At 33.1% G+C, this 26,673-nt stretch carries 25 protein-coding genes, 1 other RNA gene and 1 pseudogene; 3 read left to right on the top strand and 24 right to left on the bottom strand.

Annotation, left to right across the window (positions count from 1 at the left end):
• Window positions 1-131: 131 nt before the first annotated feature.
• The 23 genes from BBG48_RS00005 to bioB form a co-directional block, all read right to left on the bottom strand.
• Window positions 132-662, bottom strand: coding sequence for a flagellar hook assembly protein FlgD (locus BBG48_RS00005; protein WP_068911420.1), 531 nt, complete (start codon window positions 660-662; stop codon window positions 132-134).
• Between the two features lie 12 nt (window positions 663-674).
• Window positions 675-2,120, bottom strand: coding sequence for a flagellar hook-length control protein FliK (locus tag BBG48_RS00010; protein ID WP_068911422.1), 1,446 nt, complete (start codon window positions 2,118-2,120; stop codon window positions 675-677).
• Window positions 2,120-3,430 carry a hypothetical protein gene (locus tag BBG48_RS00015; protein ID WP_068911424.1) on the bottom strand — a complete coding sequence of 437 codons (1,311 nt, stop codon included), beginning with the start codon at window positions 3,428-3,430 and terminating at the stop codon, window positions 2,120-2,122. The genes BBG48_RS00010 and BBG48_RS00015 overlap by 1 nt, the downstream gene beginning before the upstream one ends.
• Window positions 3,431-3,463: 33 nt before the next feature.
• Window positions 3,464-3,907 (bottom strand): flagellar export protein FliJ, encoded by a 444-nt coding sequence (fliJ, locus tag BBG48_RS00020; RefSeq protein WP_068911425.1) that lies wholly within the window; start codon window positions 3,905-3,907, stop codon window positions 3,464-3,466.
• Between the two features lie 33 nt (window positions 3,908-3,940).
• A complete protein-coding gene (gene fliI / locus BBG48_RS00025) occupies window positions 3,941-5,239 on the bottom strand; it encodes a flagellar protein export ATPase FliI (RefSeq protein WP_068911427.1) in 1,299 nt (432 codons plus the stop codon).
• 2 nt (window positions 5,240-5,241) lie between these two features.
• Entirely contained in the window at window positions 5,242-6,057 is an 816-nt protein-coding gene (locus BBG48_RS00030) for a FliH/SctL family protein (protein WP_068911429.1), read from the bottom strand.
• Entirely contained in the window at window positions 6,050-7,075 is a 1,026-nt protein-coding gene (gene fliG / locus BBG48_RS00035) for a flagellar motor switch protein FliG (RefSeq protein WP_199560367.1), read from the bottom strand. Before fliG ends, BBG48_RS00030 begins: the two co-directional genes overlap by 8 nt.
• A gap of 15 nt (window positions 7,076-7,090) precedes the next feature.
• A complete protein-coding gene (fliF, locus tag BBG48_RS00040) occupies window positions 7,091-8,653 on the bottom strand; it encodes a flagellar basal-body MS-ring/collar protein FliF (RefSeq protein ID WP_243446712.1) in 1,563 nt (520 codons plus the stop codon).
• Between the two features lie 22 nt (window positions 8,654-8,675).
• Entirely contained in the window at window positions 8,676-8,978 is a 303-nt protein-coding gene (gene fliE / locus BBG48_RS00045) for a flagellar hook-basal body complex protein FliE (protein ID WP_068911434.1), read from the bottom strand.
• An 11-nt stretch (window positions 8,979-8,989) separates the two neighbouring features.
• A complete protein-coding gene (gene flgC / locus BBG48_RS00050; protein WP_068911436.1) occupies window positions 8,990-9,439 on the bottom strand; it encodes a flagellar basal body rod protein FlgC in 450 nt (149 codons plus the stop codon).
• The gene (flgB, locus tag BBG48_RS00055) at window positions 9,439-9,834 is read right to left on the bottom strand and encodes a flagellar basal body rod protein FlgB (protein ID WP_068911438.1); all 396 of its coding nucleotides are present in this window, start codon (window positions 9,832-9,834) and stop codon (window positions 9,439-9,441) included. Before flgB ends, flgC begins: the two co-directional genes overlap by 1 nt.
• Before the next feature lie 23 nt (window positions 9,835-9,857).
• An RNA gene (gene rnpB / locus BBG48_RS00060) (RNase P RNA component class A) lies at window positions 9,858-10,189 on the bottom strand.
• 97 nt (window positions 10,190-10,286) lie between these two features.
• Complete coding sequence (ispF, locus tag BBG48_RS00065; RefSeq protein ID WP_068911440.1) at window positions 10,287-10,769, bottom strand: 2-C-methyl-D-erythritol 2,4-cyclodiphosphate synthase; 483 nt, start codon at window positions 10,767-10,769, stop codon at window positions 10,287-10,289.
• A 27-nt stretch (window positions 10,770-10,796) separates the two neighbouring features.
• On the bottom strand, window positions 10,797-11,630 hold the full coding sequence (locus BBG48_RS00070) for a PIN/TRAM domain-containing protein (protein WP_243446713.1): 834 nt from the start codon (window positions 11,628-11,630) through the stop codon (window positions 10,797-10,799).
• Window positions 11,631-11,898: 268 nt separating this feature from the next.
• Entirely contained in the window at window positions 11,899-13,296 is a 1,398-nt protein-coding gene (gene radA / locus BBG48_RS00075; protein WP_068911443.1) for a DNA repair protein RadA, read from the bottom strand.
• Window positions 13,296-15,761 (bottom strand): AAA family ATPase, encoded by a 2,466-nt coding sequence (locus BBG48_RS00080; RefSeq protein WP_068911445.1) that lies wholly within the window; start codon window positions 15,759-15,761, stop codon window positions 13,296-13,298. The genes radA and BBG48_RS00080 overlap by 1 nt, the downstream gene beginning before the upstream one ends.
• A 104-nt stretch (window positions 15,762-15,865) precedes the next feature.
• Window positions 15,866-16,993: a tRNA 2-thiouridine(34) synthase MnmA gene (gene mnmA, locus BBG48_RS00085; protein ID WP_068911446.1), complete on the bottom strand. Its 1,128-nt coding sequence runs from the start codon at window positions 16,991-16,993 to the stop codon at window positions 15,866-15,868.
• A gap of 287 nt (window positions 16,994-17,280) precedes the next feature.
• The gene (locus tag BBG48_RS00090) at window positions 17,281-18,054 is read right to left on the bottom strand and encodes a hypothetical protein (RefSeq protein ID WP_068911448.1); all 774 of its coding nucleotides are present in this window, start codon (window positions 18,052-18,054) and stop codon (window positions 17,281-17,283) included.
• Between the two features lie 11 nt (window positions 18,055-18,065).
• Window positions 18,066-19,052: an ABC transporter permease subunit gene (locus BBG48_RS00095; protein WP_068911450.1), complete on the bottom strand. Its 987-nt coding sequence runs from the start codon at window positions 19,050-19,052 to the stop codon at window positions 18,066-18,068.
• Complete coding sequence (locus BBG48_RS00100; protein WP_068911451.1) at window positions 19,030-19,926, bottom strand: ABC transporter ATP-binding protein; 897 nt, start codon at window positions 19,924-19,926, stop codon at window positions 19,030-19,032. Before BBG48_RS00100 ends, BBG48_RS00095 begins: the two co-directional genes overlap by 23 nt.
• Entirely contained in the window at window positions 19,923-20,333 is a 411-nt protein-coding gene (locus BBG48_RS00105) for a GntR family transcriptional regulator (protein ID WP_068911453.1), read from the bottom strand. Before BBG48_RS00105 ends, BBG48_RS00100 begins: the two co-directional genes overlap by 4 nt.
• Before the next feature lie 452 nt (window positions 20,334-20,785).
• Window positions 20,786-21,172, bottom strand: coding sequence for a uracil phosphoribosyltransferase (locus tag BBG48_RS00115; protein ID WP_068911457.1), 387 nt, complete (start codon window positions 21,170-21,172; stop codon window positions 20,786-20,788).
• Window positions 21,173-21,351: 179 nt separating this feature from the next.
• Window positions 21,352-22,329 carry a biotin synthase BioB gene (bioB, locus tag BBG48_RS00120; protein WP_068911459.1) on the bottom strand — a complete coding sequence of 326 codons (978 nt, stop codon included), beginning with the start codon at window positions 22,327-22,329 and terminating at the stop codon, window positions 21,352-21,354.
• A 180-nt stretch (window positions 22,330-22,509) separates the two neighbouring features.
• Here bioB and BBG48_RS00125 point away from each other — a divergent pair, with 180 nt between their 5' ends.
• The 3 genes from BBG48_RS00125 (at window position 22,510) to BBG48_RS00135 (ending at window position 26,022) form a co-directional block, all read left to right on the top strand.
• Complete coding sequence (locus tag BBG48_RS00125; RefSeq protein ID WP_068911461.1) at window positions 22,510-24,867, top strand: endonuclease MutS2; 2,358 nt, start codon at window positions 22,510-22,512, stop codon at window positions 24,865-24,867.
• Window positions 24,868-24,891: 24 nt separating this feature from the next.
• The gene (locus BBG48_RS00130) at window positions 24,892-25,278 is read left to right on the top strand and encodes a hypothetical protein (protein WP_068911463.1); all 387 of its coding nucleotides are present in this window, start codon (window positions 24,892-24,894) and stop codon (window positions 25,276-25,278) included.
• A gap of 63 nt (window positions 25,279-25,341) precedes the next feature.
• Window positions 25,342-26,022, top strand: coding sequence for a metallophosphoesterase (locus BBG48_RS00135; protein WP_068911465.1), 681 nt, complete (start codon window positions 25,342-25,344; stop codon window positions 26,020-26,022).
• On the opposite strand, the pseudogene BBG48_RS00145 reads toward BBG48_RS00135, so the two are convergent.
• A pseudogene (locus BBG48_RS00145) lies at window positions 26,019-26,653 on the bottom strand (GntR family transcriptional regulator). The gene BBG48_RS00135 and the pseudogene BBG48_RS00145 sit on opposite strands and share 4 nt — an antisense overlap.
• Window positions 26,654-26,673 lie beyond the last annotated feature (20 nt).

Consider the following 26,673-nt stretch of genomic DNA (forward strand, 5'->3'; position numbering starts at 1 on the left):
AGTAACAGCAGAGCTCATTGATCTCATCATAACGGTTTTTCCCCCTGTATAAATCTATATATTTTTTAGAATTTTTTACAATATTTTAAATTAAAATTCATGAATAATTATTATCTATTCTTTATTATATACTATCCATTATTTACAGGAGTAGTACCTGTTGTAGTTGTTGTGCCACCATTTAATTTTTTTATTTCATTTTGTAGTGTATCTATTTTTTCAAGTAGACTTTTTGTATTTTTATCATAAGCTTTGGCAAAGTCACCCATTAATTTTAAGTAGTCTAAATTTTCAGTAGCAGGCGTGATGCTGCCCATATACTTACCCATTGTAGTATTTAGATTTTTCATTTCTTGTAATAACGCATTTGTAGTATTGCCTTTACTGTCTTTTGTCTCAAATGTCTTTTTGAAGTCTTCAAATGATTTAGCCATATTTGTAATCTGCTCAGTAGCTGTAAGCTGAGCCATTTGACTCATAAACTCTTCATTTTTCATTGGCTCTAGTGGATTTTGATATTTCATTTGTGAAGTCAAGAGTTTTAAAAAAGTATCCTTGCCATATGGATTATTTTTTTCTTTTTTTATTTTTTCTTCACGTTCTTTTCTTATTTTTTCATAAGTACTAACATCTACTTCTACTGGTACTATTTTATCAGCCATTTTCTCACCTTATTATATTAAATCGTTAAATGAATCATCATCCTTGATGTATGGGTTAAAGGATTCGTCCTCATCCTTTGATATTGTGCCTATTTTGCCGGAATAATTTCTAGCTTCCATAAGGTTTTTATGGAAAGATAAATCTTCGTTATTTTGTCCTACTTGAACATTTATATCTTGAACTGTAATGCCTTGGTCTGTCAACGCTTGTCTCAATGTAATCATTTGATTTTCAAGAATTTGTTTTGCTTTTTCTGATTCTACAAAAAATGACGCATTGAAAATTCCGTTTTCAGAATTTATTTTTACACTAAGCTTCCCTAAGCTTTCCGGTTCTAATTTGATATTAAGGCTAGTTTTGTTTGAGAAAAATGCAACTCTAATTTCATCAACTACTTTGCTGAAATTCTCTATTTGCTGAGTCATATTTGGACTAATCATTTTAGCCTGTGCTATGGCTTTATCTCCAAATATAAATGTTTTTATGTCAGCAACATTTCCCTGAACTGTATCTATATCGGTTGTTTGATTAAGATTATTAATTTCTTCTAAAATATTTTGTCCGTCAAATTGATTAGAGAAATTTTGCAAGTTGTTATTCATTGAATCATTTTTAAGACTCTGTAGCTCTTTGGCAAAATCCATAGGTGCTTGTTCAGGTTCGTCAAGCACTTGTAAATTCTCTTCTATTAGCCTTGATGATAAATCCATTTTGTCTAAATTCTTAGCTATATCATTTTGTAATAGTGCAAACTGTTTTAATACATTTTGGTCTAATACTGTAGTTAATTTCGTATCCTGACTTACTTGGCCTTTATTCATTAAATCTACCAGTTTGTTTAATGCCTGTTTGACATCGCTACTAAGATTTAATTTTTCTGTAATATCTTGAATATCTTCTTTGTTAAGATTAGATAGTTCCTCTTTAACATCCTCTAGAGTAGCTTGATTTTCCTGTGCATTTGCAATTAGATTTACTGTATTTAAAACTGCTGCTACTTCCTGTGAAACTTCTTTGTCTGTGTTATCTTCTGCAACTTTATTGTCTTGTGGTTTTACTTCAGTTTTGTCGTCAATTTTATTCGTGTCTATTTTATTATTATCATCTTGATTCATTTTTTTTGAATCAGATTTATTCACATCCTGTGTTTTTTGAGCATCCTTTACATCTTGCAGGTCTTTTTTTTCGTTATTTTTCACTGTATCAGTTTTTTGCGTTTTACCGTCTGATATTTTTTCTGTGTCGTTTAGCTTTTCTGCTCTTGGTTTAAATGTTTTTTGGGATTCAATCCCATTTGATTTTGTTTTAAATCTGTCACTTACTTGTCTGTTATTGATGTAATCTTTAAAATTGCCAACAGACGTATCTTGTGGACTTAACTTCAAATTCTTTGTTAAGTCAAGCACTATACTCTGGTTACTGAGTTTATCGCTCGGTGTCTGGCTGATTTTTTCCATCAGTTTCCTCCTGCTCTATTTGGCTCGGGTATTCCGATTTGTCTGCTTAAATACGCAGCTTTATCTACCTTGTTTTGATTTTTGAGCTCTGAGATTACTCCAGCAACAAGATTTGGTTTCATGCGTTTCATTGCCTCTACCGCCATATCTTCTTCTGATATGGTAAACTTTCTAGTAGGGTCTATGATATATTCTTTATATGTTGGATTTTGGTTTACAAGTGCATCTATAACTGCAGCTAGACTTGCACTGTCCATTTTCTCATATGCTCTTTTGAGTATATCGACATCGTTGTTATAATTCTTTAATATTTTTATAGAACTCGCTATTACTGTAGATAAACTACCATCAAAGTTTATTTGATAGTCTTCAACGTTTTTAATAGCTGATATTACTGACTGCATTCTTTTTTCATCTTCAAAAGAATTGAGTATTTTAGCCGCACTTAAATAATTCATATTTGAAAAAATAACTGCCAAATCTTCGTCTTTAAATTTTTTTATATCCTGCAAAGATGCAGCTGCTAGTTTTGGCTCAGAATTACCATAAACTTTTGCCTGCGACACATTTTTTCTCAAAAATTCTGTATAAACTTCTTGCTGTTTTTCAACTTCTCTTAAAAAATCAGGGTTTAATCTATTTTTTATTCCATCTATGTAAATTGGATTTATATAATGTAACACCCTTGCCACAAATGTTGCTTGCGATGCACCAAGAGCATTTGCAACCTTATCATAATCCATTGTTTGTTGTAGTTCATTTGATATTGCATCTATTGCTCCACGCACTCCTAGTGATGTGTAGTGTGTAGATGCATCCATACCCTGTTTTGCTAATTCTGTTTGCATAGCTTCATATTCTGACTTTATAACATCATTTTTTGATGTCATTTTTTTTATTATCGCATTAATTTCGTCTGACTTTCTAGGATTTATCAAATTCATTGAAGATGCTATCTTTTCGTATGATTTTTTATCTTTCGCTTTTATCTCTATTAGCTTGTTTGCTGCATCTTCATTACTCATTGTTAGATAATAGTTTGCCAATTCTGACACTCTTTTATCTCCAAGCCCCTGAGCCTGACTTGCTTTTTTTAGCTCTTGGTCAGCCTTGTATTTTGATATTTCGTTATTTATTATTTTGTTTGCATTTTTATTTGTAAAATAGAGTATGCCAAAAGTAAGCCCAACTATGAATAAAAATAGTAATATTACTGCTATCCCTATTTTTAATCCATTAAGTATGGACCTACCTCTTGATTTCTTTGTTCCAAGATTCGCAATGTCAAGATTGTCTTTTTCTAAGCTCACTTTGGTACTCCTTTATATCTCCAAACTTGAAAATTATTTTATTTTTTTAGTGTAAGTATAGCTAACTATTTGGTCTATAACTTTTGCTTCTTCTTTTTGTTCTTCTTGTAAAAATCTTTGATAAGTTTTTTCTTTTAAATTATCATACGTTTTTCTAGTTTTTCTTGATTCAAGATATTCGTCTTTTCTTTCATCGGCCTCTTGCTCTAGTTTTTTTATTTCTATTTTTTTCTTGTCTATCGCCTTGCCAAGGTAATCAATATATCCATTTATCTCTAATACCTCAGATAGCTGTGAGCCATCGCTGATTTTTAATACTCTTTCTTGTCCCTTTAATTTATATTCTTCTAACAAGTCACCCAGCTCCATATTTGCAATTTCCACTTTTTTATTTGCTATAGAGGCTGCATTTTTTCTATCGTCTTCTTCTTTTTCTTTGATATCAAGAATTTTTTGTAACCTAAAATTAAATGCCATTTTGCCCTCCGCCAAAATAAAGTGGTTTACATTCTAGACTAAATTAATCACCATGTCGTGTATTTGTTCGTAGGTGAATTTATCGTACACTTTTTGTTTTAAAAAGTCATTGATGTCGTCTATTTTATCAATAGCTAAATCAACCTTTTCACTAGTACCTTTGACATAAGCTCCTATATTTATCAGGTCCTCAGATTCTTTATATGTAGCCATTAAGTCTCTTATATTCCCGACTTTTTGCATATAATCTTGATTTGTTACTGCCGGCATTACCCTTGAAACAGAGGCTAATATATCTATTGCAGGGTAATGATTTTTATTAGCAAGTGCACGACTTAAAACTATATGACCATCCAAAATACCTCTAACGGCATCTGCAATCGGCTCATTCATGTCGTCCCCATCGACTAAGACTGTATATAGTCCAGTTATAGAGCCTTTGTCAGAATTACCAGCCCTTTCTAAAAGCTTTGGCAACTCAGCAAATACTGATGGTGGATATCCTTTTGTAACCGGAGGCTCACCTATTGCAAGTCCTATTTCTCTTTGTGCCATAGAAAATCTAGTGAGGGAGTCCATCATAAGTATTACATTTTTACCCTGGTCTCTGAAATATTCTGCTATTGATGTAGCTATCATTGCACCTTTTTTCCTTATAAGTGCAGGCTGGTCTGATGTAGCTACTACAACAATAGACCTTCTAAGTCCTTCTTCTTGTAGGTCATTTTCTATAAATTCTTTTACTTCTCTTCCTCTTTCGCCTATAAGTCCTATAACGTTTATATCTGCTAGAGTATTTCTAGCAATCATACCTAATAAAGTTGATTTACCAACACCTGAGCCGGCAAATATTCCTATTCTTTGTCCTCTACCACAGGTAAGCATTCCATCTAGCGCTTTTATACCTAGTGGCAGTGGTTCTCTTATTTTATCACGCGCCAATGGATTTGGTGGTGGACTGTTTACCGGATAGGCTCTGCTCAAATTTAACCGCTCTTTATCATCAATCGGTTGTCCTAAACCATCAAGCACTCTGCCAAGTAGTTCATGTCCTACTTGTACCTCTAAGCTATTGCCAGCAGCAATTACTACTGACCCAGGCCCTATACCTTGCATATCACCAAGCGGCATCAACAATACGGCAGTATCTGTAAAGCCAACTACTTCTGCAAGTATCGGATTTTCCGACTTTACCGGATAAATTTGGCATACTTCTCCGATTTGAACTTGTGGTCCTGTAGATTCTATTGTCAGTCCTACTACCTTAGACACTCTCCCCTTATATGAAACAAGAGAGACATCAGATAGTTTATCAAAATATTTTTTTAGCATTTTTATTCGCCTTCAATAAGCTTATTAAATTCTTCCCTAAGCTTGATGATTTGTTTTTCTATGGATGGATTGACAGTACCCTCTACGCTTTCAATTTCTATGTCACCCTTTTTATATCCGTCCATTATTTTAAACTGTATATCTTTCACAGTTGGAAAAGTGCCTAGAATTTTATCTCTAAGTAATTTAGTAGAGCCAAAATCCTCGCTACTTATTTTTATTAAAAGAGATGACCTGGAATGAAAGTCAGCTATTGCTGACATTATTACATTAGTAACTATTTGGTCATCTTTTTCAATTTTTTCCCTAATTATTTTTTCAACACACTTTAATACAAGGTTGATTATATCTTTTTCTGAATTTTCTATTGTTGATTTTTTGTATGTTTCAGCCTGTTCTATTACTTCTTTTCCTTCTTTTAACAACGAATCGTACTTTTCAATTACTGATTTTTTGCCATCTTGAATTGCTTGTTCTATTTTTTCTCTGTAAGACTGCTTTGCCTTATCCCTCGCCTCTTCTATTATCCTTCTGGCTTCTTCATTGGCATCTTGAAGCATTTGGTCAGCTAACTGTCTTGTATTTTTACTTAGCTCTTGGGCTTCGTTTTCCAATTTCTTTTTTAATTGCTCTAGCTTTTGGATTTTTTCCTTAGCCTGATTTTCCTCAGCTTCAGTTGCTTTTAAATTTTCATTTACATTTTCACTGAAGTTTTCTGAGGATTTATCAGGCAAAAAGTCCTTTTTTTCGTCTTTTTGAATGCCAATTATTACTTTATCCTTCATCTCTACATAGCCGGATTTTATCAGTCTAGCCAACTAACTCATCTCCTCCGCCTCTTGAGATTATTATTTCTCCCGCTTCTTCTAATCTTCTAATAACATTTACTATATTTTGTTGTGCTTCTTCTACATCTCTGAGCCTTACCGGTCCCATGAATTCCATTTCTTCTTTTATCATTTCAGCCATACGTTTAGACATATTTGCAAAGATAAGGTCTGATACTTCCGGTGTAGCACCTTTTAATGCAACTGTTAATTCCTTGTTTTCTACATCTCTTATGAAACGCTGTATTGCTGTAGAATCCAAAGATACGATGTCTTCGAATACAAACATCTTCTTCTTGATGTCTTCTGCAAGTTCTGAGTCGGATTCTTCAAGATTTTCGATGATGTATCTTTCTGTACCTCTATCAACAGAGTTAAGTATTTGGACTATAGAGTCTATACCGCCGGCTTTTGTATAGTCTTGAGTTACTATATTTGAAAGTTTCTTTTCTAAGACAACTTCCACTTCCTTTATAACTTCCGGATATGTGCTATCCATTGTGGCGATACGTTTTGCTACCTCCACTTGTTTTTGCTCACTCAATGAAGATAATATTTGTCCTGATTTTTCCGGGTCTAGGTACGCCAATATAAGTGCAATTGTTTGCGGATGTTCGTTTTGTATGAAGTTTGCTAATTGAGCCGGGTCTGTTTTCTTAGCAAAGTCAAATGGTTTAACCTGAAGAGCTGCTGTCAATTTATTAATTACTTCATAAGCTTTATCAGAGCCCAAGGATTTTTCAAGCACTTCCTTAGCATAGTTTATACCGCCCTCGGAGATATAATCCTGAGCTATACACATTTCGTAAAACTCATCAAGAACTTCTTCTTTGACAATAGGGTCTACTTTTCGTACGTTGGCAATTTCCAAGGTCATTTCTTCAATTTCTTCTTCTGTCAAATTTTGATAAATCTTAGAAGAAGATTCCGGTCCAAGGCTTATTAACAGTATAGCAGCTTTTTGCTTACCATAGAGCGTTGTGCCTGTTTTTGTAGTTGTTTTAGCCACAATTATTCCCCTTTCCTATTCTTCTTCCATCCAAGTTTTTAAAAGTTGTGTAACAATTTCCGGATTCTTTTCAATCAAGTCTTCTATGCTCTTCTTCTTGCCAGATTCTTTTATATCCAATTCTATGGTTTCAACTTCTCTATCCATCTTTTCTTGATTCATTTTACCCAATTGTTTTTCAGCTTCTACTTTCTTTCTTCTTCTAGAAATTACCACAAATGCTACAAGTGCAATTATCGGTATAAGAGCCAATAATCCTATTGCTATCCATTGCCATAATGGTATTGTGCCTCCTGTAGGCTGTGTAGCTGTTGTATCTTTATTAAAGCTTTCAGCAAATACTTCAACAGCCTGTGTCTGTAGTCCTGTTGCGGCTGTAATTAGATTGACTATCTGTGTCTTTTTATCATCAGATAAATTCCCACCCTCAAGACTGTCTTTATTTAGTATAACCGATACTGTAATACTTTCTATTGTTCCTTTTGCCTTTTCTACACTATCAACTATTTCATTTATTTCGTAGTTAATTGTATCTTCTGTTCTGTTATATTTAGAATTACCATTTTCATCTACTGTTACATAGTTTGTAGTGCCGCCTTGTTCATTGTCATTCGCTGTAACCCCAGGCGTTCCTAATGCCGGATTTTTATTCTCAACTACCTCTTTATTTCTCTGCTCACTCCTTATTATGCCTCCTGTTTCTCCCTCTATTGGAGGATTAAATACTTTCTTTTGAGTTGATTGAGTGTCAAAATTCAGTTTTACTGATGCCATAACTGAAAGGTTTTCATATCCAAACATCGGAGATAGAAAATTATGTAGAGAATCCTCTAATTCTTTTTTCACTTTTTCTTGGACTTCTAAGTTTGAGTTTGCAAGGGCTCCACTATCTTTATCGCTTGGATTTTGATTTAATATTTGACCGTTTGGTCCATGTATTGTCACATTTTCTACTGTTAATCCTTCTACAGAATTAGCAACTAGTGCTGCTATACCATTTATAGATTGAGGGTCTAGTGTACTACCACTTTTTAATGATAATACTACACTTGCTTTAGTCGGTTGCTTATTTTGCTCTAAAACAAACTCAGAGTTTTTTGGTATAGATAAGTTTACATAAGCTTTTTCAATATTTGGTATCGACTCTATAACTGTGGAAATTTGGTTAGCTAGCGCATATTGCTTTGCTGTATTTTTTTCATCGTCACTCATAAACATGGAGTTCATATTTATCAGCTGAGAATAATCAAACTTGGCATTAGGCACTCCACTACCTGCTAGGTCAACCATTATTTTATTTCTTTGATTTTCCGGCACAGCTATAGAAGATTGGTTCTCTATTTTATAATTCACGTTCATTGAGTCAAGAGTTGTAGTAACTTGGTTCATCGTTGTTAAATCCAAATTACTATAAAGTGTTACATATTGAGTTCTAGTGAGCTGATAAATTGCAAATGAAAGCATAGCCACTACAGCTAGTGCTGCAAGGCTAACTGCTACTATCTGCCTCCTAGTATATTTCTCCAAAAACGTATTTAAGGAGTTTCTTAATTTGTTTATGTTTTCCAAAATATCCACCTCTTAATAATGTATTGGCATATTATATCTGCATTCTTAATATTTCTTTGTATGCCTCTACCATCTTTGATGTGAACTCTGTTACCATCTGAACTTTTATGTCTGCTATGCCTTTAGCAATTGTCACATCGTGGATATTTTCAACTTCCCCGTTTATTAACTGTTTATTTAGCTCTTCTGTGTATTTTTTTGCATCACTAGCATCATAAACCGCCTTTTTTAAGAAATCTGAAAAACTTACATCATATGTACTATCCTGAGTAGTCTGTTCAAATATCTTTGGAATGTTATTTATTGGCACTTGTGTATTTATTGAATTTATCATACTCTACCCTCTTATTTAGCTATTTCCATAGCTTTTTGTATCATTGCCTTGGATGTGTTAATTGATGTTACATTTGCTTCATATGCTCTTTGTGCTGTTATCATGTCAACCATTTCTGTTATCATGTCAACGTTACTCATTTTTACATAACCGTTTTCATCAGCGTCAGGATGTCCAGGCTCGTACTTCATTTGGAAAGGTGACCTATCTTCTACAACTCCTACCACTTCTACTCCACCTGATACTCCGCTTTTAGTACCCATTTTTTTTGATTCAAAAATCGATTTAAAGCTGGGATCTTTTTTTACTTCTTCAAAAACTGCAACTTGTCTTCTATATGGTTGTCCGCTTTTTGTCCTAGTTGTCTGTGCATTTGCAATATTTTTTGCAATTATATCAAGTCTAGTTCTTTCTGCTGTAAGAGCTGTTGCTCCTATATTCATACTTGAAAATATGGACATTATTTTCTTCCTCCGGTTATAGCAGAATTTATTGATTTAAAATATGATGTTACAGCATCTGCAATCATAGAATATTGCAAACCGTTTTTGCTTTTATCAAGTTCTTCTGTATCAACATTTACATTGTTACCATCTTCTCTAGTGCTCACTGAGTTATCAGTAGCTATAAAGGGCTTTTTACTAAAATCTGTAGGTATAGGAATATGCTTACTATTAGTTATAGCACCTCTTAGGTGATACTTTGTGTTTGAATTTGCTAAAAATTCTTCAAATTTTACATATTTCCTTTTATATCCAGGAGTATTGGCATTAGCTAAATTACCGCTGATAGCTTTATCTCTAAGGGCATAGGCATCCATGGCAGAGTTTAAACTGTTTAAATATGTATAATCCATAGTGTCCTCCTTTAAGTAAATAAAAAGTGAGTAAATCTGTAAGCCGAGTTCTGTATTTGATAGCCATCTATCTACTCTAAGAGTTGCCTCTTAGCTCTAGCGACCTACCTTTGGGACATGACGGGCAGCCATTTTTTTATCCCTTCTTGGTCTTGCTTCAAATGGGGTTTACATAACAAGACAGTCACCTGTCTTTTGGTGAGCTCTTACCTCGCCTTTCCACCCTTACCGTTTTTACGGCGGTATATTTCTGTTGCACTAGCCTTGGAGTCGCCTCCACCGGACGTTATCCGGCATTTTGCCCTGTGAAGCTCGGACTTTCCTCATATTTCTATGCGACTATCTGATTTACTCAGAATTCATTATATCATTTTTACTTTTTAAATTCAATTTATTTGTGTTAAATTATTATAAATTTATGAATTTTTTCATTTTTTTTGCTTTATTTTTTACTAGTTTTTTTCTAAAAGACAGGTAGCATGAGCGGCTATCCCCTCTTTTTTTCCCTCAAATCCTAGGTGTTCTGTAGTTGTAGCCTTGATGCTTATATTTTCTATTTCTGTGCCTAAATTTTTGGATATTTTTTTTCGCATATCTTCTATGTGAGGCTTTAGCTTAGGTTCTTGAGCAATCACTATAGAGTCAATATTTACTATTGAGTACCCTTTTTCTATGATAAGCTCATTTACTTTTTTTAATAGCTCTAGCGAGTCTGCGTTTTTATATGCTGCATCTGTATCCGGAAATAAAACCCCTATATCGCCCAAGCTAGCTGCTCCAAGTAGAGAGTCTATGATTGCGTGTACTAAAACATCTGCATCTGAATGACCCTCCAACCCTTTTTCATAAGGTATTTTTTGTCCTCCGATTATAAGGTCTCGACCAGCGACTAATTTATGAACATCGTAACCGACACCTATTCTTAAATTTGTCATAGAAATCCTCAAAATTTAAAATTATTTTTATAATACTTTTGCAAATATCATTCGTCCTGCAGAAGTCTGTAATACAGATGTTACTTCTACGTTTACATCATAGCCAATATATTTTTTACCATTTTCTATAACTATCATTGTACCGTCATCTAAATAAGCTATGCCTTGCTGATTTTCCTTACCTTCTTTTAATACTTGGACTATCATTTTTTCACCGGCTACCATTCTGGGTTTTACAGCATTGGATAAATCATTGATGTTCAGTACCTTTACTCCATGAATTTTTGCAACCTTATTTAGATTATAGTCGTTTGTAACTACTGCTCCCCTTATATCTTTAGCTAATTTTATAAGCTTGATGTCCACTTCATCCGCATCATCTAATCTGCTATCATTAATTTCTACTATAATTTTAGGATTGTTTTGTATTTTATTTAAAATGTCTAGTCCGCGTCTGCCTTTCGCTCTTCTCAAATCATCTGTAGAGTCTGCTATATGCTGCAATTCATGCAATACGAATGTAGGTATTATTATTTTCCCATCAATAAAATCTGTTGATAATATCTCTGCTATTCTTCCATCTATTATGACGCTTGTATCAAGTATTTTGTTCGGTGCACCTGAGCTTTTTTTAGAGGCTTTTTCTTTTGGCATTTTTATATTTTGGAGAAATAAAATTGCCTCATCTTTTTTAATCCTGCCCACATTTATCCCTATATATCCCAAAAATATGTATACCGCTATACTAATCGGTACGCCTACATATGGCAACATATCCAGTGGCTTTGTTACAAAATACGCTATAATCATAGCTACAATAAATCCGATTACCCCTGTTATTAATTCATTAGACGGTATCAACAGAACCTCTTTTTGAATATAATTTGCTATTTTTTGAGCTCTTTTCAATAGGAATGGGGATATTATATAAAATATGATTCCAAATAATAGTACAAAAAAAATGGCAATACCTATTGAATAATTTAAAAATAATTGCGACTTGATTTTGAATTCTTGCATTAGCTGGCTTATTAAGAAATAAATGAGATACCCAACCGGCATTCCAGCCAATGCTATAAATAATTTTAACGCTCTTTTTATCAATTTAATCACTTCCTTTCTATAAAAATTATTTTTTCTCAGATTTTTCTAAGGCTTCGCTAAATAAGCTATTAATATCCGATACTCCCTTAACTTCTATTTTTATATCCTTGTCTTTTAATTTTTTTATGTCATTGAAATTGTTTTTAGGGACTATTATTCTTTCAAATCCCATTTTTTGAGCTTCGATTACTCTTTCTTTTACAAAGCTGACACCTCTAAGCTCTCCTGTAAGGCCTATTTCTCCGCAAACTACTGTAAGCGGTTTAACAGGTCTATTTGTATAACTAGATACAACTGATAAAACTATGCCGGCATCTATAAATGGTTCAGTAATTCTAATTCCGCCCGCTAAATTGACATAGACATCATAAGACGAAATTGCTACCCTTGAATATTTTTCAATTACCGCTAATAGCATATTTAATCGGTTAAAATCTGTACCTGTGCTGGTTCTTCTTGGTGATGGAAAATTTGTCGATAGCACCAAGGACTGTATTTCAATGAGCATAGGTCTTGTACCTTCAACTGTACCGGCAACTGCCACTCCAGGATTATTTTTATTTTCACCTAATAGCATTTTTGACGGGTTACTTACTTCTATTAGTCCTTTATCTGTCATTTCAAAAACACCAAGCTCATTTGTAGAACCAAATCTGTTTTTTACAGCTCTAATCATTCTGTATGGACTGTATTTTTCCCCCTCAAAGTAAAGCACTGTATCCACTAAATGCTCTAACACTCTTGGTCCGGCAATTGCTCCATCTTTTGTAACATGACCTACTATAAAGCAGCATATGTCTTTTCCCTTGCAAAGCTTCATCAACCTGTTTGCAATATCTTTTACCTGAGAAACTGAGCCCGGTAAAGAGTCCAGTGTCGTTGATGAAATTGTTTGAATTGAGTCTATAATTATTACATTCGGCTTTAATTCGGAAATTGTGGTTTCAATTGTCTCTAGGTTAGTCTGCGACATTATTAATAGGTCATTATCTTCACTAAATAGTCTATTTGCTCTTAATTTTATCTGACTGAGTGATTCCTCCGCTGAAACATATAACACTTTTTTCTTAGAGGAAATGTTGTGAGAAAGTTGGAGAAGTATTGTAGATTTTCCAATGCCTGGGTCTCCACCTATCAGAACTAAAGAGCCGCTTACTATACCACCGCCCAATACTCTATCAAATTCACTTATGCCGGTTGAAAATCTTGAATATTCCACGCCTTTTATTTCGCTAAGTTTCATAGGAGTGGTGTCCTTGCCAAGATTTAAAAGCGTGGCTTGTTTTTGTGCTTTTTCCATTGCATCTGATACAACTTCTTCGACAAATGAACCTATTTCATGGCATTTAGGGCATATCCCCCACCACTTGGATGTTGAATATCCGCAATTACTGCACACATATTTTGTTTTTAGCTTTGCCATTATCCCTCTTTTTCTACTACGTTAAAGTCGAATTTATCTTCATTTGCAGTTATTTGAACTGTATTTTTTGGTTTAATTTCTTCTAATAGAATTTTTTGTGCCAACACATCTTCTATATTAGTCTGTATTGCACGATTTAGCGGTCTTGCTCCATATTCTTCACTAAAGCCTATTTTAACAAGTAGCTCCACTGCCTTTTCATCTATATCAATTAAAATCTGTTTTTCGGTCAATCTGTCTTGAAGTTTTTCAACCAACAATTTAATAATTTTGCCTACATCTTCTCTGCTGAGTTGTCTAAAGCTGATTATTTCGTCAACCCTGTTTAAAAATTCGGCTTTAAAATATTTTTTTAAAGCATTTTTAAATTCTTGGTCTTTTTCCACCTGATTGGATTTTTCATCAATATTTGAAAACCCTAATATGTTTTTATTCATAATTTTAGTTGCACCAAGGTTCGATGTCATGATTATTATTGTATTTTTAAAATCTACTTTTACTCCTTTAGAGTCTGTAAGCGTGCCTTCATCCAAAATTTGTAACAATAGGTTAAAAATTTCCGGATGTGCTTTTTCTATCTCATCAAACAAAACTATAGAGTATGGTTTTTTCAAAACTTGCTCTGTAAGCTGTCCTCCTTCCTTATGCCCTACATATCCGGGAGGTGAGCCTATTATTTTTGTAGCATCGAAGGGCTGTGAGTATTCGCTCATATCCAGTCTTATTAGAGAATTTTCATCGTCAAAAAGCTGTCTTGCCAAAGCTTTTGCAAGCTCTGTCTTGCCCACACCAGTTGGACCTATAAAAATAAATGAACCTATCGGTTTTCTTGGGTCTTTTATTCCTGTCCTTGACCTTTTTATAGCTCTAGATACACTGTCTACCGCACTTTTTTGTCCAATAATTTGTCTTGCAAGCTCTGTATCTATCGATAAAATCTTTTTGGTTTCACTTTTACTAATTTTTTCTACCGGAATACCTGTAACGATACTTATTGTAGCTGCTATATCTTCACTTCTTATGCTGGATTGCAAATCGTATTTTTCTATATCAGCGGATTCGTAAATGGAAAGCTCTGCAGCTAAGTCATCTAATTTTTTTTCCATATCTTTTTTTAATCTGGAGACATCTTCTTCATGTAAATGCTTTAGGTTGTCTTCTATATTTCTTGTCTGTTTTACTATATCCCTGATTTTTAAATAGGTTTCATTCCTTGATACTACTTTGGAGGCTGCTGTTTCATCTAATATGTCAATTGCAGAGTCAGGTAGAAATTTAGTAGAGAGATATCTCTTTGAATATTTTACAGCATATTCTATTGTGTCCTTTGGTATATCAAGGTCATAATAGTCCTGTAATGTAGATATATTGCCAGCAATCATTGAGATTGCCTGCTCAATGCTTGGTTCATTCAAATCTACCTCTTGTAGCCTTCTTTTTAAATCATGGTCTCTAAAAATATATCTTTTATAATCTGATGTAGAGCATACACCTATTATTTTTATCTGTTTATCTACAAGTGCCTGCTTTAACATATTGCCTGCCTCTGCTGTATTTTCCTGACTAGCTATTATCGACAAGCTTTGAAAATTATCTATGAAAATTATAGTCTTACTTCTATTTTTAATTTCTTCTAATAATTTCCCTATACGTTCTTCCAGCTCACCCTTATACTTTGTGCCTGAAATTACCTTCGATACATCTAATTGAAGTATTTCATTATGTTTTAAAAACTCAGGCACTTCATTTTTGACTATTTTTTGTGCCAAGCCATAGATTAGAGCTGTTTTTCCTACTCCGCTTTCGCCTACGATAAGTGGGGTGTTTTTTTCTCTGCGTGCCAATATGTGTGTTACTCTTTCTATTTCTGCATCACGCATAGTGATTATATCTAGTTGATTTTCTTTAGCAAGATGTGTAATATTTTTTGTAAATTTTTCTAGCTCTCCCTCTTTTTTTTCTTGGGGTGTTTTAAATCCATTTTCTCCTTGTCCGTCTAAATTCGGCTGTCCTACTTTATATAGCTGTGCCAAATCAATTTTATTTTTATAGTCTATTATTTCTCTTTCAACGTAGTCATCATATATGTCATTTTTATTAAGTATATATTTTGCTAAATTGTTGTTTTTAAGAATAGAAAGCAGTACGTGCTCAAGTCCTACATTGTTAAACCCCAGTTGTCTTGACAAAGTAATAGAGTCTTCAAATATCTTTTTTATATTATCTGAGTATGTGAACATATTTTGCAAGGACTTTCCCTTAGGGTTTAATTTTAACACTTGCTCTGTCACAAAATCAGAGTCTAATCCATTTCTAAGCAGTATCTTGTCTATTAAAAAATTGTCATCTTGTTTTGCCAAAACTATCAATAAATGTTCGCTGTCAACTATATTGTGATATAGTCCGCTTGCCTCTTGAGCACTGAGATTAAGTAATCTTTTGCTAAAGGATGTGAAAGTCTCCATATATTCACCCCCTATTTGAATTTTTTTATAATGTGAATAGAAATCATAAGGTATAATTAATTATAGTGACGATTATTTAATTAATGTTTAATTTAGTTACCGGTTTATATATGCTCTTTTAAAGTTTTATTTAAATACGAATATTTTTCGTCTAACGGCACTACTTCATCAATTATGGCTGAGCCTAGGCAGTATTGTCCATCATAAAATACTGCTATTTGTCCTGATGTAGCCGCTTTTACAGGGTTGTCGTAGACTACTTCAACCATATCTTCTGATTTTTTGTATACTGTGACAGGTATATCTGCCTGTCTGTATCTAAATTTAGCTGTGCATTTTAATGGGAATGTCGGCTCTTTGCCACTTATCCAAAAAACTTGGTCAGCAAATAATTTTGAAGAATATAAAGCTATGTGCTCTTCGCCTTGGGCAACGTAGATAATATTTTTCTGTACGTCTTTTCCAGCTACAAAAAATGCCCTTCCGTCACCAACTCCGCCTATACCAAGCCCTTTTCTTTGACCAATTGTATAGTGGATAAGTCCGCTATGCTCACCTATTTTTTCACCTGTGTCTACGTTTACTATGTTTCCTTTTTTGGTTAATAAAAATTTATCCAAAAATTCATTAAAGTTTCTTTCACCAATAAAGCATACTCCGGTAGAGTCTTTTTTTAGTGCTGTGGCTAAATCATACTCTTTGGCAATTTCTCTAACTTCTTTTTTTTCAATCTCACCTATCGGAAAAATTGTTTTTGACAAAGCATTTTGCCCTATCCTAGATAAAAAATAGGTTTGGTCTTTGCTGTTATCTACTGCTCTTTTTAATTTGTATTCGTCACCAACTTTTTCTACCCTTGCATAGTGACCCATGGCTATATAATCTGCATCCAATTTTAGTGCATATTCTAAAAATGCCTTGAATTTTATTTCTTGGTTGCACATTACGTCAGGGTTTGGTGTCCTTGCTTTTTTATATTCGTTTAAAAAATATGTGAAAACTTGCTCCCAATATTCTTTTTCAAAATTTACTGTGTAATAATCTATGCCCAATTTGTCAGCTACTTTTCTTACATCCTCGTAATCCTCTTTAGCTGTGCAAATATCATCATTTGTATCGTCCCAATTTTTCATAAAGATGCCTGTGACATCATATCCCTGCTTTTGTAACAAGATTGCTGCAACAGAGGAGTCAACCCCACCACTCATGCCTAACACTACTTTTTTTGCCATCGTATTTCCTATCTATATTTATGGTTTAAATAAGTACCAATGAATTTTTAAATATCATTTCTATTATATCATAAGAAGTGAGTTTTACAATATTTGTTATTCTTTTTTTTATGCAAATTGCAATAGATTAAGTTGATAAATATTTTGAAATTTTTTTGTGAAAAAACCAAGTCCATTTGTAAAACAGACTTGGTTTTGATTTAGAATTGATTACTTAATTTTCTGACTACTAAATATCTTTGTCATTGTTTTTTCGGTCGATAATAGAGTTTTTTACATCTTTAATATTAATCTTCAAGTATAGTGCCATCGTCTCCATAATTTTTAGTTTCTGTGATGTACTCAATTTTATATTTATTGTAGCTTTTGTCTTTATTCGGCACAATTCTAAGAGTATTTTGTATTGTACTAGTGAAAGTTTCGCCTTCTTTTTTCTCGTCTATTATTTTTTTTGTGACAAATTTATTCATTATAGCTCTTGTGTCAAAATATCTGTTGTCAAGATTTGCATAGGCTACTATTTCGCCTTTTCTAATCAATAATACTATTGCGTCTACGGACAAGTCAAACTTGCTATATCCATCTTTATCCTTTGATATTACATTTGGAATTATTTTTTTATCAGGCATTAAGCCTTTAAATATTTTTTTGTATTTCGGGTCGGAAAGCGGAACTTCATTTTTTACATCAAATTTAATATTTCTAGGATTTGTTATTTTATTATTTTCCATAAATGTTTTTAGGTCTGTCTGATTGGTTACAGCATATTCATAATTACCTCTATGCCACTCACTAAACGATTGATTGAACGAAAAATATCTGTTGTAATCATCAAGGTCTTGCTGTGATAAATCAATTCTCACAAATAATGTATCAAATAAATCACTGTTTAGGCGGTCTGTAAAATCATATCCTCTGTTTTTAGCTATGTTGTCATAAGCTAAGTCCTCTGACAGCTCATTTGCGTAATAATGTTCTAACGGATTTTTATAGAAAAATGCTAAGCTCATTGCAACATATAATATAAAGAGAGCTAAGATTATTATACTATTTTTTTTCATCTTTTTACCCCCTATATAGCTCTTTTGTTATTAATCAAATATTTCGGTATAAAATAACCCGCCAAGCTACCTAGTACCAATCCAATTGATTTGTTAATTAAAGTAAATGATGAAACAGAGTAAAGCATAGCCTCAAATATTATGCCTCCAAGAAGAGCCATGCAGATGAAAAATCCTACTTTAAACACCGGCTCTGTCCACTTAAATGTCAAAAACTCACCGTTTTTTTCCATCTTATACATTTCAAATAATATATATCCAGCAAAAAGATATAAGATGCAGTATGCTAAAAGCACATATTTAGAAGTCAACTCTGATGCTACATAAAATAACTGTGCTGAAGGGGTCACCCTTGATATGATTTGCCCAAGCTGGTTGTCTATTGCATCTCCTCCTTTAATAAATGCAATTATTAATGCGTATATACCAAAAGGCATAGCTGAAAATATTGTGCCACAAATTAAAGACGCTGCTGTAGAGCCAAATAGCATCGATATCATCACAAAATAACTAAATATAGTTAATTTTATTATAATTCCGGTTATAAACATCTGCAAGGTTTCATTAAGATATATTACAGAGCTGATAAGCGGATTTGTAGAAACTATCATATATGTCAAAAAATACATAACTATTGATGGTAGTATAAACAACACCATACCAGTGATAATTTTTGTAGCATAAATTTGCAACCTTGAAAATGGTGCTGTAACTAATACTTCAATAGTCTTACTGTTTTTTTCTGCTGAAAAAAGCATTAAGCTGGCGGCAATCATAAATATAGCTTCCACAAATATAAAGCTTGGATTGGCAAAATTTCTGTATGTATTTACAAAATTATACATATCAATATTGCCTGAGGTTATATCCATTATTATCTGCAAACTTCTGAACGGAAAATAAAATGCCAAGTATACAAAATTTACAACAGCTAATACTGAAAGTGTTTTTACTTCTTTTTTGAACAAAGTTATATTAAATAGTGACTTGTTTGACATAATTTTCACCTCCCATAGCATATATAAATATTTCTTCCAAGGTCATATCCATTTTTTCTACCAGTACAGGATGAAATGGTATGCTGGCTTGCTTGAATACTTCAAAGTCCATATCAACTATTATTTCGTAAACCTTTCCATATTGACGGGTGATGTTCGGATTGAATTTTTGTTTAAATTCCTCTGTCATTTCACCCTCAAAGGCAATCTGTACCTTTTTATATTTTGTCTTTAACTCTTCCATTTCTTTAGTCATTTTAATTTCGCCCTTGTCCATAAAGGCGACTGTATCGCTTATCTGCTCCAGCTCTGAAATGTTATGCGTGGATATCAGTATGCTTGTGCCTCTTGAGATTACATCTTGCACAATCAGATTAAGCACCTCACGTCTTATGAATGGGTCTAGTCCTGATGTAGGCTCATCCATCAGTATTATTTTCGGCATACAAGAAAGTGCTATAAGTATGCTGAGCTGAGTTTTCATACCTTTTGATAATTGTTTTATTTTTTTCTTATCAGAAAAAGTAAATACTTCTCTAAGTGTCTGATATCTTTTGTCACTCCAAGTAGGATAGATATGGCTGTAAAATTCTCTCATATCCTTTACAGTGAAGTTGTTATAAAACATTATGTTATCGGGCACATAATAAATATTTTCTCTTGCCTTGGCATTGTCGCTTACGTTTAAGCCATCTAAGGTGACTACTCCTGCATCAGGTCTGTAGATACCACATAATAATTTTATAAGCGTGGTCTTGCCCGCACCGTTTGCTCCTATTAGTCCAAAAATTGAGCTTTCCTTTAGCTCTAAATTTACATTTTTTATAACAGGTGCGACATCGTATGCCTTGGATAAATTTGACGCACTTATCATATATTTTCCTCCTTAGTTTGACTGTTTGGTACTTGTTGTCCTTTATCATAGGTTTCGCTGACTATTTTTACCAATTCGTCTTTGTCTATATCTAAATACATACACTCTAAGACAACTTGTTTTAACATTTCTCTTATCTTTTCCATGCTAACCTCTTTATTTATTGCCTTTATAGTTGGATTTATAAAACTTCCTTGACCTCTTTTTACATAAATTATGCCCTGTCTTTCAAGCTCCTGATAAGCTTTTTGCACTGTGTTTGGATTTATGGTCATTTGCTGTGATAACTCTCTTACCGATGGTAATTTTTCATCAGCTCTCAGCACACCGTTTAAGCTCAAGTGCTTTACGGAGTTTATAATCTGCTCATATATGGGAACTCTACTCCTTACATCAATTTCAATCAATATCGCACCTCCTCTTTGCTATCTTTTTGTATTAAAATATTTTTGATTTTTTCCACTTTTATTACTACATAATGCCAAAACTGTTCGTAATGTGTGTAATAAATCGCAAATAGTATAAGTAATATAGCCGGCAACACAAAAAGCATAATAAAAAGTATTAAATAAAAGTCTAGCATATTTAACCTCAAACTTAATTATCAGAATTATTATTGTTGTTATTTATAAGATAAACAATTAGGGCAACTATGCCTATTATTACGCCAAGAAAAATTATTGAGCCTATTGAGAAAACAGCCATGGATTTACCTCACTAGTAAATAAAATTTTATATTAATATTACATCTTCTATGTGTCATATTTATGATAGTACACCGCGTACAAAAAGTCAATACTATTTTTGGAAAATTTTTAAAACAAAAAACTAAGACAAAAATTCGCCTTAGTTTTTTTATTTATATAAATCTTTGCTCTATCAAATTAAACAATCTGTCAGCAGTGTCCGGTCCTTTTTTGCCCTTTTGTTTGGCTTGATTATTGCCCACAAAATAATTGCTAGATACTCTCACTGTAAATACCGGATAATTTTTTAATAATTCTACTGCTTTTTCTTGGATAACATTTGTAGCGATTATAATTTCTACTTTTGGATTTTGAGTTTTTATGACATTAATTATTTTTGATATTGACTTAGCTGTATTTATTACACTGTCGACTATAACAACTATGTCCTGTTTTATTTCAGGTAGTGCATCTTTTTTTGGATTGATTGTATAAAAAGTGCCTCCTAGTCCAAAATATACACCGTCTCCAAAAAATCTGCCTCCTCTTTCTAAAACCAAAACCGCAGTATTTTTACTTGGAAATATTTCAAAAATTCTTTGTCCGATTTTTTCACCTAGCCTGAAGTTTAATTGTTTTTTATTAAACTTTTAAATTTACGGGCGAACAAAGTTCGCCCCTACATATATCCATGAAATTATGCAGGAAATATTTTAAATTTTGATTATTTATCAAAAATTTATTTTAAATCCTTATTAGGCACAAAGCCAAGCTTGCTTATCATTTCTATGTCGGTTTTGGTATTTATACCATGAGTTGTGAGCATATCTCCGGAGATTGCAGCATTTGCTCCGCTCATAAATGCACTTAGACCTTTGTCCTCTAGGTTTATTCTACCTCCGGCTGTCCTAATATATGCGTCCGGCATTATAAATCTGTATGTTGCGATTATTCGATTGACTTCTAGTCTATCTAATATTTTATTGTTTTCAAATGGTGTGTTTTTGATTGGATTTAAAATATTCATTGGTACACTTTTTATATCCAGCTCTCTAAGGGTAAGTGCCATATTTATCCTGTCTTTAACGGTTTCTCCAAGTCCGAATATTCCTCCGCTGCATACCTCCATGCCTGCTTTTTTTGCATCTTTTATAGCATTTACTTTATCTTCATATTTATGAGTGCTACAGACCTCCGGAAAATAATCTCTTGACGACTCAAGGTTATTATGCACTCTTGACACTCCTGCATCATGTAGTTTTTTAAAATTTTCGTAGCTTAAAAGTCCAAAGGATATACATACGTCTATATCCACCTCTTGGACTATTCTTTTACAGATTTTTGCAGCTTGGTTTACTTCTTCGTCATTTAATCTTTTGCCTATAGTAACAAGTGAGTATCTGTTTACCCCTGAGTCTTTTTGTCTTTTGGCATCTTTTACTACTGTTTCTTCATCTAATAGTGGAAAACTGTCAACCACCTTGTTGTAATGAGCAGATTGGGCACAAAATTTGCAATCTTCGCTACAATTGCCACCCTTGGCAGATATTATGGCACAAAGGTCAAATTTATCTTGCATGAAATGTTCTCTTATTTCGTTGGCAGCTTTAGTTAGCGTATCATAATCTGAATTATAAAGCTCAAGTGCCTCATCAAAATTGATTTTGTAGCCATCAATCACTTTTTCTTTTAATTTAATAATCTCTTTGATTGTCATTATGTATCCTCATTTATATTTAATTTGAATTTACTTTTTACATTTTACACTGTTTAATTATAATTGTAAACTATATATTTAATATTGTTTACTATTCGTTGAATATCTTAAAATTTTGTGTAGCTTTAATTAATGCATCATTTATGTTATAATAGCTGTAATTGTAATGAAAGGAAATCCATGAGAAAAAAATATACAACAACACTTGAATTCGATAAAATAAAATTAATGCTAGCTGATTTTGCCATAAGTGAAAACACAAAGTCTTTCATAGACAAGCTAGGCATATCAACAGAGCCTAAAATGATAAAAACTTACCAAGCCGAAACCTCAGAGGCACAAAAAATAATACTCCAAAAAGGAGCTATCCCCTTTAGAGCCTTTTTTGACGTGAGATTATTTACAAAAAAAGCCAGCATAGGCTCAACATTGGATACAAGAGCACTACTTCAAATAGCACAAACCATTTCTACAGCTAGAGTATGCAAAGCATATATAGAGCAGTTCCAAGAAATTCCACACATACAAAATCTAGCAGAGCAAATAACTGTACTTAAAGACTTAGAGGACGAAATTTTTTCAAAAATAATTTCTGAAACTCAGATTTCCGACAATGCCTCTGCTAATTTAAGAAGAATTAGAAGAAGTATAGAGCAAGAAAATCAAAATATAAAAAATAAAATAAGCTCTATGCTAAGTTCATCGGCATACAGCTCAGTATTGCAAGACTCAATCGTAACTATCAGAAACGATAGATTTGTACTGCCGGTAAAAGCTGAAAACAAAAATGCACTAGACGGCATAGTCCATGACACCTCCAGCTCAGGAGCTACATTATTTGTAGAACCCATGGCTATAGTAAATATGAACAATAAGCTTAGCCAATTAAAAAATGAAGAGCATAAAGAAATAGAAAAAATCCTACAAAAACTAACCGCAGAAGTAGGACAATACTTCCAAGAAATAAATGATAACTTAAAAGCCTTAGAAAAATTAGATTTTATAAACGCAAAGGGCAGACTGTCAGTATCTATGGAGGCAAACGAACCTCAGCTAAATAATGAAAAATATGTAAATCTAATCCAAGCTAGACACCCATTAATCCCAAAAGATAAAGTAGTAAGCTCAAATATAATTTTGGGAAAAGACTATACCACACTGATTATAACAGGTCCAAATACAGGCGGTAAAACCGTTACATTAAAAACTCTTGGGCTTTTATGTATGATGTTTCAAGCCGGCTTGCACATACCATGCCAAGCACAAAGCACATTACCCGTTTTTAACGACATCTATGCAGACATAGGCGATGAGCAAAGCATTGAGCAGTCGCTGTCCACATTTTCATCACATATTTCAAACATAGTAAACATACTAAAATTCGCCAACAAAAATAGTTTAGTTTTAATCGACGAATTAGGTTCAGGTACAGACCCAATAGAGGGAAGTGCCCTTGCAATTTCCATACTAGACGAATTAAAAAGAAGAAGTGTGCTGACTTTAGTCACAACTCACTTTAGTGAGCTGAAAAATTACGCACTGACTACAGACGGAGTAATAAATGCCAGCGTAGAATTTGACGTAGCTACATTATCTCCAACCTATAGACTGACTATAGGCTTGCCTGGTAAATCAAATGCCTTTGAAATATCAAAAAAACTTGGCATATCTGATGAAATAATTGCAGATGCAAAAAAACATATCCAAAACGACAACCTAAAAATGGAAGATATCCTAAGCCAAATAGATAAAGTAAAAAATGACTATGAAACAGATAAAGAAAATCTTGAAAAAGAACTTGAAGATGCAAAATTTATCAGAATGAAGTTGGAAAATAAACAGCAAAGACTGGAAGAAAAAAACAAAGCCATGCTGGAAGAGGCAAAAGAGCAGGCAAGAAAAATGATAGCTGACGCTAAACAAGAGGCAGACAAGATTGCAAAGCAGATAACAAAACTCCAGCATATGTCTGCATACAAAGAGGTTGACAAACAGCTTAATAATATCAGGACAAATATCAGAGGCTACGAAAATAAATATCAAAAGGCAAAACAAGAATTAGTCAAAAAATCAGAAACCCCACTTGATACAGTAAAAGAGGGAGACACCGTCTATGTAAACAGCTTTGCCCAAAATGCAAAGGTAATCTCTGTTGATGAGCAAAAAGACGAAATAGTAGTGCAAATAGGAGCAATAAAAATGCCCCTTAAAAAAGAAAATCTCTCCCCCGCTCAAAAGCAAAAAGAGAAAAAAGCTACAAAATCTGCTAAAATTTCAAAAAACAAGGTTGAAAGCGCTAGACTTTCTTGCGATGTTAGAGGACTTGATTTAGAATCCGCTCTATTAGAAGTGGATAAATATATAGACGACAGCTATCTGGCACAACTACCTGAAGTCACAATAATTCACGGCGTTGGTACACTAGTATTAAAAAACGGTATACAAAATTACCTAAGAAAACACAATCACATAAAATCCTTTAGAGATGGTCAATACAATGAAGGTGGCATAGGAGTGACAGTTGCAACTTTAAAATAATAATTTTATTAACGGAGGAAATGTATGGTACTTGCAGGTGTAACAGAAGAAAACAAATGGCTTGTTTCCGCTTGGATTTTGACATATAAAGTAGGCTGGGATAAAATACTCAAAGCGTGTGCATCATGCTCTGAAAATTATCACGAATTTGAAATTTTGGTAGATAAAAAACTAGTTCCAATAAAAACTAATGAAGAAATTATGAAATTAGAAGAGGCACAAAATCTCACGTTTAGAGGTTTATTAAAAAATATTGGTGCAGGTATAATGATTACCTTATATAATCAATCTGACCTTGTAGACGTGTACGTTACTATGACCACTGAAGAATTTTCCAGTGCTGACTATGAAACATTTAACAAAGCTCTTGGTGGCTACTTAGATAGTATAGAGCTGGCAATGTATATATAAATTCCAATTTTACTTTAAAATTTTAAAATGATTATAACTTTTTACACAAGATAAGGAATTAACATGAGCATTTTTGCAATAGCAGACCTACATTTGACTCAGGATGTAAATAAATCCATGGAAAAATTTGGCTGGATAGATTATGACAAAAAAATATTTGAAAATTGGCAAGAAAAAGTCACATCAGAGGATTTAGTCATTATCCCCGGCGACATATCTTGGGCAATGGATACTATAGATGCCTATCCGGATTTAGAAAAAATAAAAATTATGCCCGGCAAAAAAGTTTTGTTAAAAGGCAACCACGACTACTGGTGGAAATCTATTACCAGCTTAAATAAATATGATAAAGATATGTTTTTTATACAAAATAACATCTTTGAATTTGAAGATTATGTTATAACCGGCTCAAGAGGCTGGATTTGCCCAAATGACTCAAAATATACAGAGCATGACGAAAAAATGTATCAAAGAGAAACCCTAAGGCTGGAAAACTGCCTTAAACTAGCTCAAAAAACCGGTAAAAAAATAATCCTCATCATGCACTACCCACCTACAAACGATAAAAAAGAGCCGTCAAATTTTACGGCTCTAGCAAAAAAATATGATGTACCCTATCTAATTTACGGACATCTGCATGGCAATGACAATTTTAATGCCAGTATAATCGGATTAGTGGAAAATACTCAATATCACCTTGTGTCCTGCGATTACCTTGAGTTTAATTTAAAAAAAATAATTTAATCCGCTCTAGTCATTTTTATCCCATACAAAATAAATGTTAGTTTCTCAAAAGACCACCATATGTGGTCTTTTAATAATTTCTGAGCTTTTTTTAAATCTTTATCTAGCACAGCATCTATTATATCTAAATGCCACTGCGTTGATTCAGCTACGCTGTCAGTTATTATATTAGCCTCATATCTGTACCTTTCGACTTGAGAGTTGATTTGCTCAGACATTTTTTTAGATATTCATTTTGAGACTTATCCAAAATAATATTGTGAAATTCTTTATCCACTACTGCAAAGTTTTTTAGAGCTTTTTTATCCCCTGCCCCATATTTTGATAAATTATTTGTAAATTTATTTCTAATATTTAGCAATGTGTCCTTGTTGACTTCATTAATAGAGGTTTTCATAGCATAGGTTTCAATTAATATCCTAGCCTCATACATATCAGAAAGCTCTTTAATAGAAAGCCCCTTTACAATAGTTCCCACTCCATCAAAGCTTTTAAGATAGTTTTCCATTTTCAGTCGTACAAAGGCTTTTTTTACCGGTGTCCTGCTCATATCTAAATCTTCAGCAACACTATTTTCTGTAATTAGGTCGCCCTCTTTATACTCACATTGGATGATTTTGTTTCTAATTATTTAATAAGCTTTATCAGATA

Origin of the sequence: Criibacterium bergeronii, from assembly GCF_001693775.2 — a bacterium.
Lineage (GTDB): Bacteria > Bacillota > Clostridia > Peptostreptococcales > Filifactoraceae > Peptoanaerobacter > Peptoanaerobacter bergeronii.

Excerpts from the sequence above, each read along its gene's own strand:
- BBG48_RS00005 (WP_068911420.1), bottom strand. The coding sequence starts at position 662 with ATGGCTGATAAAATAGTACCAGTAGAAGTAGATGTTAGTACTTATGAA.
- BBG48_RS00010 (WP_068911422.1), bottom strand. The coding sequence starts at position 2,120 with ATGGAAAAAATCAGCCAGACACCGAGCGATAAACTCAGTAACCAGAGT.
- fliJ (WP_068911425.1), bottom strand. The coding sequence starts at position 3,907 with ATGGCATTTAATTTTAGGTTACAAAAAATTCTTGATATCAAAGAAAAA.
- fliI (WP_068911427.1), bottom strand. The coding sequence starts at position 5,239 with ATGCTAAAAAAATATTTTGATAAACTATCTGATGTCTCTCTTGTTTCA.
- fliE (WP_068911434.1), bottom strand. The coding sequence starts at position 8,978 with ATGATAAATTCAATAAATACACAAGTGCCAATAAATAACATTCCAAAG.
- flgC (WP_068911436.1), bottom strand. The coding sequence starts at position 9,439 with ATGTCCATATTTTCAAGTATGAATATAGGAGCAACAGCTCTTACAGCA.
- flgB (WP_068911438.1), bottom strand. The coding sequence starts at position 9,834 with ATGGATTATACATATTTAAACAGTTTAAACTCTGCCATGGATGCCTAT.
- ispF (WP_068911440.1), bottom strand. The coding sequence starts at position 10,769 with ATGACAAATTTAAGAATAGGTGTCGGTTACGATGTTCATAAATTAGTC.
- radA (WP_068911443.1), bottom strand. The coding sequence starts at position 13,296 with ATGGCAAAGCTAAAAACAAAATATGTGTGCAGTAATTGCGGATATTCA.
- BBG48_RS00080 (WP_068911445.1), bottom strand. The coding sequence starts at position 15,761 with ATGGAGACTTTCACATCCTTTAGCAAAAGATTACTTAATCTCAGTGCT.
- mnmA (WP_068911446.1), bottom strand. The coding sequence starts at position 16,993 with ATGGCAAAAAAAGTAGTGTTAGGCATGAGTGGTGGGGTTGACTCCTCT.
- BBG48_RS00090 (WP_068911448.1), bottom strand. The coding sequence starts at position 18,054 with ATGAAAAAAAATAGTATAATAATCTTAGCTCTCTTTATATTATATGTT.
- BBG48_RS00095 (WP_068911450.1), bottom strand. The coding sequence starts at position 19,052 with ATGTCAAACAAGTCACTATTTAATATAACTTTGTTCAAAAAAGAAGTA.
- BBG48_RS00100 (WP_068911451.1), bottom strand. The coding sequence starts at position 19,926 with ATGATAAGTGCGTCAAATTTATCCAAGGCATACGATGTCGCACCTGTT.
- bioB (WP_068911459.1), bottom strand. The coding sequence starts at position 22,329 with ATGACAATCAAAGAGATTATTAAATTAAAAGAAAAAGTGATTGATGGC.
- BBG48_RS00125 (WP_068911461.1), top strand. The coding sequence starts at position 22,510 with ATGAGAAAAAAATATACAACAACACTTGAATTCGATAAAATAAAATTA.
- BBG48_RS00130 (WP_068911463.1), top strand. The coding sequence starts at position 24,892 with ATGGTACTTGCAGGTGTAACAGAAGAAAACAAATGGCTTGTTTCCGCT.
- BBG48_RS00135 (WP_068911465.1), top strand. The coding sequence starts at position 25,342 with ATGAGCATTTTTGCAATAGCAGACCTACATTTGACTCAGGATGTAAAT.